Here is an 8075-nt window from a genome sequence, read left to right on the forward strand (position 1 = left end):
GTTTATCTAATAGGTCGCTTTAGCCGTTCTTTTATCATTTCAAATGATTTTTTGCTAGAACGTTTCCACTTGTAAATGTTATATTTCTGTTGTTTTTTTTCTTTTAATTGCTCTTCCTTACGTTGTATGGTTTTAAACCATTTAAATCGTTTCTGTGTAATTGAAATAATAAGTTGATCACTGTAACCAATAGCTTCTAGCGCGTTTAATGCTGCTATAGATACTTTATGAATTCGATCGTTACTAGCCTTAATTAATAATGGAATTGAAGATGCTTCTCCAATAATTTCTAAGGCTTCTGCAGCAAGCTGTCTTGTTTTGTAATTTCCATTGATAAGCGCATACTCCAATTTATTTATTGCAAATGTATCCTTCCAAAGATCTATCATACGCTCAGAAGGTTCTATAACCTTTAATTTAAAAAGCAAGAATGTAAATGGTAAGATCATAATTTGATGTTGCTACTAATTATTGGTAATTCTGGGTCTTCTTTTGTTACAATAGTAATCATATATCTTCAAGAGACTCTTAGTTAAAATATTGCAAAAGAATGAATTATAATGAAATTTGCAATTCCAAGGATGACTGCAATGTAATTAATTATTGAGATTAGTTATGATTAGGAGTAACACAGATTTTACTACGCTTAATCTTCTTAAATAGTTCTTAATCGAATAAATCTTTATCTCTCAAAAATTAATTTTATATTACTAATGCTATTAATCAATTTTTTAAAAAAGCATTAGTTATAAATCATGCAAGCAATTGCACATTGTATCTGATGCTTTTTTTTACGCTGTATTATTTAGAGCCTACAACTACACTACCAGGTACTAATACCGTGTAATCTCCATTATTTCTAATCACATCGCGCACAATTGATGACGATATAAATGATGTCTTTGCTGCTGTAAGTAGAAAAACAGTTTCAATTTTTGATAACTTTCTATTGGTATGAGCGATCGCTTTTTCAAACTCAAAATCTGCAGGATTTCGCAGGCCTCGAAGTATAAAGTCAACATCATTTTCTTTACAGAAATCTACAGTGAGGCCTTTGTAAGTCACAACTTTAATTTTAGGTTCCTCCTTAAATGCCTCTTCAATAAATGTCTTGCGCTCTTCAAGAGAGAACATGTATTTTTTATCAGCATTAATTCCTATGGCCACAATTACTTCATCAAACAATTTTATGCCACGTTTAATGATATCGTAATGGCCATTTGTAATTGGATCAAAGGATCCTGGAAATAATGCTCTTTTCATCTTGGTTTAGTTGTTGGTCCTATTTGAAAAACTGTGGTAATCCATGTGTCAAAGATAGAAATTAATGTTTTTTTAATGCTTGCTCAATAGCATTATCAAATAAATCTGCCATACTTATTCCAGCTTCGACAGCCTGTTGCGGTAAAATGCTCTCATTAGTTAAGCCAGGAACAGTATTTATTTCAAGAAAATAAGGCTCATCATTTTTGAAAATAAATTCGCTTCTTGAAAATCCAGTCATGCCTAAAACTTCGAAAATCTGCTTTGCCACTTTTCTCGTTTTTTCTTCAAAATCTTTCGATATTCTAGCAGGTGTTATCTCTTGAGATTTTCCTTCATACTTGGCTTCGTAATCGAAGAAATCATTTTCAGAAACAATTTCAGTGATAGGTAAAACCCTTACTTCATCACGATACAACATTACACCAACAGAGACTTCAACACCATCTAAATACTCTTCTATAATAATTTCATTATCCTCGTTAAAAGAGTTGTTTATGGCTGCTTTTAAGTCTTCCTTTTTATAAACCTTCGAAACGCCAAAACTACTGCCTGCTTTGTTTGCTTTTACAAAACACGGCATACCAACTTTGGCTTCAATAGCGTCTTCATCTATGTGGTCTCCAAGATTAAGATAATAACTTTCAGCTGTCTTAATGCCATAGGGCTTGAGTGTCGCTAACAAATCACGCTTATTAAATGTCAACGCAGCTTGATACATGCTACAGCTGGTATGAGGAATAGCTAATAATTCAAAATAGGCCTGCATATAACCATCTTCACCTGGTGAACCATGTATGGCATTAAATACACAATCAAATGCGATAGTTTCACCATTTAATACAACTGAAAAGTCGTTTTTATCTATTGGATGCTCATTATCATTGGCATCTACATAAACCCACTTATGCTTAAAAATATGGATGCGGTAAGCATTATACTTTTCTTTATTAAGAGTGTGGTAAACAACATTACCGCTCTTTAAAGAAATTTGATATTCGCTAGAATATCCTCCCATGATGATTGCAATATTTTTTTTCATGTTTTAGTTATAGTGCGTTAGGTAAAAGTATCATTTATTTTTTATAAACTAAATGCGCCTGGCATACGTATATTAATTTTAATACGTTAGATTATTTATTAGTTTTGTCTACCAATCCTTCATATATGAGTTTCGTTAAGTTTTTAAGCAGTAAGGTATTTTTTAAGCAATTGGCCTTGGCTATTGTCGCCATCATTGTATTAAGTTTTTTTGTGCTTAAATGGTTAAATGTAACTACTAATCATGGCGAATTTGTTGTTGTTCCTAACTTAAAAGGAAAGTCCATTGAAACTGTAAAAATTGAGCTCGATGATTTAGATTTAACTATGAAGATTCAAGATTCGGCTAATTTTAATCCGAATTACCCAAAATATTCTGTTATTGAACAAAACCCTTTGGCTGGTGCTCAGGTCAAGGAGAACAGAAAAATATATCTCATTCTTAACCCTTCAGGTTACAGAAAGGTTGAAGTGCCAGATATTTTAAAACGTACCTTTAGACAGGCAAAACCACAATTGCAAGCCCTAGAATTTAAGATAGGTGAAATTTCTTATATCGATAACATCGGTAAAGATGTAGTATTAGAAATGAAGCATAACGGAAAAACTCTAAAGCCAGGAACCCTGTTACCTTTGACATCCACTATCGATTTGGTCTTAGGAAACGGAAACCGATAAGTATATGTCTGATATTGTCGATATTTCCCAAGATGATGAACTTTACGAGCACTACGCTTTTAGAGTAGAAAAAGGACAGCAGCCGCTTCGCATCGATAAGTACTTAATGAATTTTGTGGAAAATGCAACGCGTAATAAGATTCAACAAGCCGCTAAAGATGGTTGTATTTTTGTGAATGGTACACCTGTAAAGTCTAATTACAAGGTTAAGCCAAATGATCATATCACGGTAAAATTTGAGTATCCGCCACATGAATATTTATTGGTTGCAGAAGATATTCCTATAGATATAGTTTATGAAGATGATGATGTTCTAGTGGTTAATAAACCTGCCGGAATGGTTGTACATCCAGGTCATGGTAATTACTCAGGAACCTTAATTAATGGACTGATTTATCATTTTGAAAACTTACCAAACAATTCAAGCGATAGACCTGGTTTGGTACATCGCATCGATAAAGATACGAGTGGCCTTTTAGTGGTTGCAAAAACTGAAAATGCCATGGCACATTTGTCTAATCAGTTTGCTGAAAAAACGAGTGAACGTCAATATGTAGCTTTAGTTTGGGGTCATATCGAAGAAGATGAAGGTACTGTAGAAGGCCATATAGGGCGGCATCCAAAAAACCGTTTGCAAAATACTGTTTATGAAGGTGATGAATCCTATAAAGGTAAACCAGCTGTAACCCATTATAAGGTGATTGAGCGCTTGGGTTATGTAACACTAGTGAGTTGCAAGCTGGAAACGGGACGAACACATCAAATCCGCGTTCATATGAAGCATATTGGACATACCTTATTTAATGATGAGCGTTACGGTGGTGATAAGATTTTAAAAGGGACCACATTTACAAAATATAAACAGTTTGTAGAGAATTGTTTTAAGGTTTTACCACGACAAGCATTGCATGCAAAAACCCTGGGATTTGAGCATCCTTCAACTGGTGAATGGATGAGTTTTACTTCAGAAATTCCGGAGGATATTCAACGCTGTATCGAAAAATGGCGAGGATACGCTAAGCATCAAGATAATTAATAGTACTATTAGTATTATTTGTTAATTCTGGTTTTAGGTCTTAACTCAAGTTTGTAAATTTGTTAGGAATAAAAATTGGACTATGAAACTTGTTTTATCACCAGCGAAATCCCTAGATTTCGAGAGTAAATTACCAACTTCTAAAACCACAGAGGGTTATTTTTTAGCTGAGGCAGAACGCATTAATAAACTACTTAAGAAAAAGTCTGCTCGAAGTTTGTCTAAACTCATGAAGATATCCGATAGTTTAGGGCAACTCAATTATGAGCGTAATCAAGACTGGCAATTACCTTTTAATAAAGATAACGCAAGACAAGCTTTATACGCCTTTAGTGGTGATGTTTATAAAGGTCTTGATGCCTATACTATTGATGCAAAAAAGTTAGATAAAGTCCAAGATACGGTAAGAATCATTTCAGGTTTATACGGTATTTTAAAGCCACTGGATTTAATTCAACCTTACCGTTTAGAAATGGGGACTAAGATGCCTGTTGGCAAAAACAAAAATCTTTATGAGTTCTGGACGAAGAAAGTTACTCAAACCTTAAATGACGAGCTGGAAAATGATGAGGTATTTTTAAACCTAGCGAGTAACGAATATTTTAAAGCCATAGACAAAAAGACCTTGAAAGTTCCGGTGATTACGGTGACCTTCAAAGACTTTAAAAATGGTGAGTACAAAATGATAGGATTTTTTGCCAAAGTGGCTCGTGGATTAATGACCAGATACATTATTGATACCGGTGCTAAGACTTTGGATGATGTAAAAGGATTTAATTCTGAAGGCTATGGTTACAGTGATGACTTATCTTCTGAAACCGAGTTGGTTTTTGTGAGATAATGTTTTTTCGTGAGCAACCTCGTGACTCATTTATCCAACACAGTACGAAAAAACTTATTGCAGGGACCTTAACACTACCACAATATACAACAGGCAATTTCTAGAGAAAGATGTAAATGTCTGCTATGGTAATGCCGATGCCTGCTCCTAAGAATAAACTACCAAAAATGGCGATAAGTAATTTATCATCGGTAACCGTTTCAAAATTTTCAAAGTAAATAAATACCGATAAGCTTAAAATACTGCTTATGGATTTAACTACAATCTATTTGGAAACGGTGAAGTATTCTAAGCGTAAGAATGGGATACTGAATAGAATGAGAAAAAATGATATATTAATTTATACTTGAATTCTAAGGAATAATGCAATACCTGTAACTCCATCATCTAGGAAGCCATTGAGAATTAAACGCCTTAAGACCAATACTGGTAAGAACAATCTAAAAGCAATCTGAAGGTACCAGGAAATGAGTCTTAAGGTTTTTGTGTTTTTCAATCTGTGGTATATTTGTTATGAGGTTACAAAACCAAGAAGTATGTTTGGTATTAAGTGTAAAAAAAACCCTAATTTATCAGGGGTTGATATGCTAGACTAATTTAATGTCTTCGACGCATACGTTTTTTTCCTTTCTTTTCAACATTTTCTAAGAAGACTTTATACTCATTAATATCTACTTGGCCATCACCATTACCATCCATTTCTGCAAAGCGTTGTTGCATACGTTCTTCCTTAGATACTTCTCTTCGAGATGCGAATTCTTCCATTGATACACTTCCATTCATATCATTATCTAAAGATTTAAAACGATCGTTGATTGCCTCAGCTTTTATGTCTTCGCGCCGACGTTTTGATGTAAATTCCTCTAGAGATAATTCTCCATCCGCATTTGTATCTAAAGATTTAAATAATTCTTCTGGATTACGCTTTTTTTCGCGCTGTCTTTCTTGCGCATTAACAAACGATATTGAGCATAACAATATCATGACTAGACTCACTTTTAATGTTTTTGAAATCATAATTTTATGTTTTTTAATTAACGAACACAACTATGACTCAAAATTTTCCATTGGGTTTAAATGTTAAAATAATTTTGGGATAAATTTAACGGAGCTGACGTAAACCTTCATACACTATAATGCTTACTGCATTAGCTAAATTTAGACTTCTAATATGAGAACTGAACATAGGAATTTTAAACAGCTGAGATTTATTTTGTGCTATGAGGTCTTTTGATAAGCCAACAGATTCTTTTCCAAAAACTAAAAATATATTGTCTCGAAATGATATGTCCCAATGCGATTTTATGCCATGACTCGATAGAAATACCATACTTGCTCCTTCATTAATTGTAAAAAAGTCTTCGATTGAATCGTAGTATATGACTTCGAGGTGCTGCCAATAGTCAAGCCCAGCACGTTTAAGACGCTTGTCATTAATTTCAAATCCAAAGGGTTTTACCAAATGCAGTTTAGATCCAGTAGCTAAGGCAAGCCGTCCAATATTCCCTGTGTTATTGGGTATCTCTGGTTCTATTAATACAATATTCAGTGGCATAATGTTCTATAGGTTATTCTAATGTAAAACACGATCTATAAATGATTTAATATCATCTATGCCTTTTTGTGTTACATGTTTAATGAAAGCACTACCAATAATAGCCCCTTTGGCATACGTTGTTGCTTGTCTGAAGGTGTCATTATTAGAAATACCAAAGCCAACAATCTGCGGATTATTGAGTTTCATAGTATCGATTCTTTTAAAATACTCAGATTGAATAGCACCAAATCCAGTTTTTGCTCCCGTTGTGCTTGCCGAACTCACCATATAAATAAAACCATCAGAAATGGAATCTATATATCGAATGCGTTCGTCTGAAGTCTGAGGTGTTATTAAAAACACATTAATTAAACCATATTTTTCAAAAGTAGATCTGTACTGCTCATCATAAACATCGGCAGGTAAATCTGGAAGGATTAATCCGTCTATACCAATCTCTTGACACTTTTTACAAAAGGCTTCAACTCCATACTGCAAAACAGGATTGAAATAACCCATGATAATCAAAGGAATCGATACCGATTGCCTGATATCTGTTAATTGATCAAATAATCGATCAGTAGTCATTCCGTTTTTTAAAGCGGCTGTAGAACTCTCTTGTATGGTTGGTCCATCTGCTAAAGGGTCACTAAATGGCAGCCCTATTTCTATCATGTCTACACCCGATTTTTCCAAATCTTCAATGATTTTAAAGGTATCATTAATATTAGGATAACCTGCGGTAAAGTATATGGAAAGAAGCTTCTTATCTTCTTGTAATTTCTGATTAATTCTATTCATATTTATAACTTGAAGTAGTCAATATAATTTTGTAAATCTTTATCTCCGCGACCAGAAAGGCTAATCACAACAAAATCTTCGGGTTTAAATGTTTTATGCTCAAAAATTGCTAAGGCGTGACTTGTTTCAATGGCTGGAATAATGCCTTCTAATTGCGCTAGTTCTAAGCCAGCAGTCATGGCTTCGTCATCAGTTGCTGAGTAAAATTCACCACGTCCAGATTTATATAAATGAGAGTGTAAAGGACCAACACCTGGATAATCTAACCCCGCAGAAATGGAATATGGTTCAGTAATCTGTCCGTCGTTAGTTTGCATCAATAGGGTCTTGCATCCATGAATTATACCTTCTTTGCCAAGGACTGAAGTTGCTGCGCTTTCACCTGAATGAATGCCTTTGCCCGCAGCTTCAACAGCAATGATTCCAACATTTTCATCATTTAAATAATGATAATAGGTTCCGGCAGCATTACTTCCTCCTCCAATACATGCCACAACATAATCTGGATTTTCTCTACCTTCCTTTACTTTGAGTTGCCACTTAATTTCTTCAGAAATCACGGATTGAAAACGTGTTACCATATCCGGATAAGGATGAGGTCCTATAGCTGATCCTATTATGTAATGTGTGTCCACAGGATTGTTAATCCAATCCCTAATGGCCTCATTAGTGGCATCTTTTAGCGTACGGCTTCCTGACAGTGCAGGCCTGACTTCTGCACCTAACATTTTCATTCTTGCAACATTAGGCGCCTGTCTAGCAATGTCAATTTCACCCATGTAAACAATACAGTCAATACCCATTAAAGCACAAACGGTTGCTGTAGCAACACCATGCTGTCCTGCCCCAGTTTCTGCAATAATTCTGTTCTTACCAAG

The 8075-nt window shown here is 34.5% G+C and carries 12 protein-coding genes; 3 read left to right on the plus strand and 9 right to left on the minus strand.

What is annotated here, in order from left to right; all coding sequences use genetic code 11:
• Positions 1-2: 2 nt before the first annotated feature.
• The 3 genes from HRU49_RS07075 to HRU49_RS07085 form a co-directional block, all read right to left on the minus strand.
• Complete coding sequence (locus tag HRU49_RS07075) at positions 3-449, minus strand: HEAT repeat domain-containing protein (protein ID WP_296355577.1); 447 nt, start codon at positions 447-449, stop codon at positions 3-5.
• A 352-nt stretch (positions 450-801) separates the two neighbouring features.
• Positions 802-1263, minus strand: a complete 462-nt coding sequence (gene coaD, locus HRU49_RS07080; RefSeq protein WP_296355580.1) for a pantetheine-phosphate adenylyltransferase — start codon at positions 1261-1263, stop codon at positions 802-804.
• A 61-nt stretch (positions 1264-1324) separates the two neighbouring features.
• Entirely contained in the window at positions 1325-2305 is a 981-nt protein-coding gene (locus HRU49_RS07085) for a D-alanine--D-alanine ligase (RefSeq protein WP_296355582.1), read from the minus strand.
• 125 nt (positions 2306-2430) lie between these two features.
• Here HRU49_RS07085 and HRU49_RS07090 point away from each other — a divergent pair, with 125 nt between their 5' ends.
• The 3 genes from HRU49_RS07090 (at position 2431) to yaaA (ending at position 4859) form a co-directional block, all read left to right on the plus strand.
• On the plus strand, positions 2431-2982 hold the full coding sequence (locus tag HRU49_RS07090; RefSeq protein WP_296355584.1) for a PASTA domain-containing protein: 552 nt from the start codon (positions 2431-2433) through the stop codon (positions 2980-2982).
• Positions 2983-2986: 4 nt separating this feature from the next.
• Positions 2987-4018: an RluA family pseudouridine synthase gene (locus HRU49_RS07095; protein WP_296355586.1), complete on the plus strand. Its 1032-nt coding sequence runs from the start codon at positions 2987-2989 to the stop codon at positions 4016-4018.
• Positions 4019-4100: 82 nt separating this feature from the next.
• A complete protein-coding gene (gene yaaA / locus HRU49_RS07100; protein ID WP_296355588.1) occupies positions 4101-4859 on the plus strand; it encodes a peroxide stress protein YaaA in 759 nt (252 codons plus the stop codon).
• A 100-nt stretch (positions 4860-4959) separates the two neighbouring features.
• Here yaaA and HRU49_RS14705 read toward each other — a convergent pair whose 3' ends face one another.
• From HRU49_RS14705 to trpB, 6 genes are all read right to left on the minus strand, one after another.
• Positions 4960-5124, minus strand: a complete 165-nt coding sequence (locus HRU49_RS14705; RefSeq protein WP_363146441.1) for a YitT family protein — start codon at positions 5122-5124, stop codon at positions 4960-4962.
• Between the two features lie 75 nt (positions 5125-5199).
• Positions 5200-5355 carry a hypothetical protein gene (locus HRU49_RS07105; RefSeq protein ID WP_296355590.1) on the minus strand — a complete coding sequence of 52 codons (156 nt, stop codon included), beginning with the start codon at positions 5353-5355 and terminating at the stop codon, positions 5200-5202.
• Between the two features lie 101 nt (positions 5356-5456).
• Positions 5457-5876: an EF-hand domain-containing protein gene (locus HRU49_RS07110; protein WP_296355592.1), complete on the minus strand. Its 420-nt coding sequence runs from the start codon at positions 5874-5876 to the stop codon at positions 5457-5459.
• An 85-nt stretch (positions 5877-5961) separates the two neighbouring features.
• On the minus strand, positions 5962-6414 hold the full coding sequence (locus HRU49_RS07115; RefSeq protein WP_296355594.1) for a tRNA (cytidine(34)-2'-O)-methyltransferase: 453 nt from the start codon (positions 6412-6414) through the stop codon (positions 5962-5964).
• A gap of 18 nt (positions 6415-6432) precedes the next feature.
• Positions 6433-7197 (minus strand): tryptophan synthase subunit alpha, encoded by a 765-nt coding sequence (trpA, locus tag HRU49_RS07120; RefSeq protein WP_296355596.1) that lies wholly within the window; start codon positions 7195-7197, stop codon positions 6433-6435.
• Positions 7198-7199: 2 nt separating this feature from the next.
• Positions 7200-8075 (minus strand): tryptophan synthase subunit beta (gene trpB, locus HRU49_RS07125; protein ID WP_296355597.1); only part of this gene is annotated, 876 nt, incomplete at its 5' end.

It is taken from the genome of Winogradskyella sp., from assembly GCF_013213975.1.
Taxonomy (GTDB): Bacteria; Bacteroidota; Bacteroidia; order Flavobacteriales; family Flavobacteriaceae; genus Winogradskyella.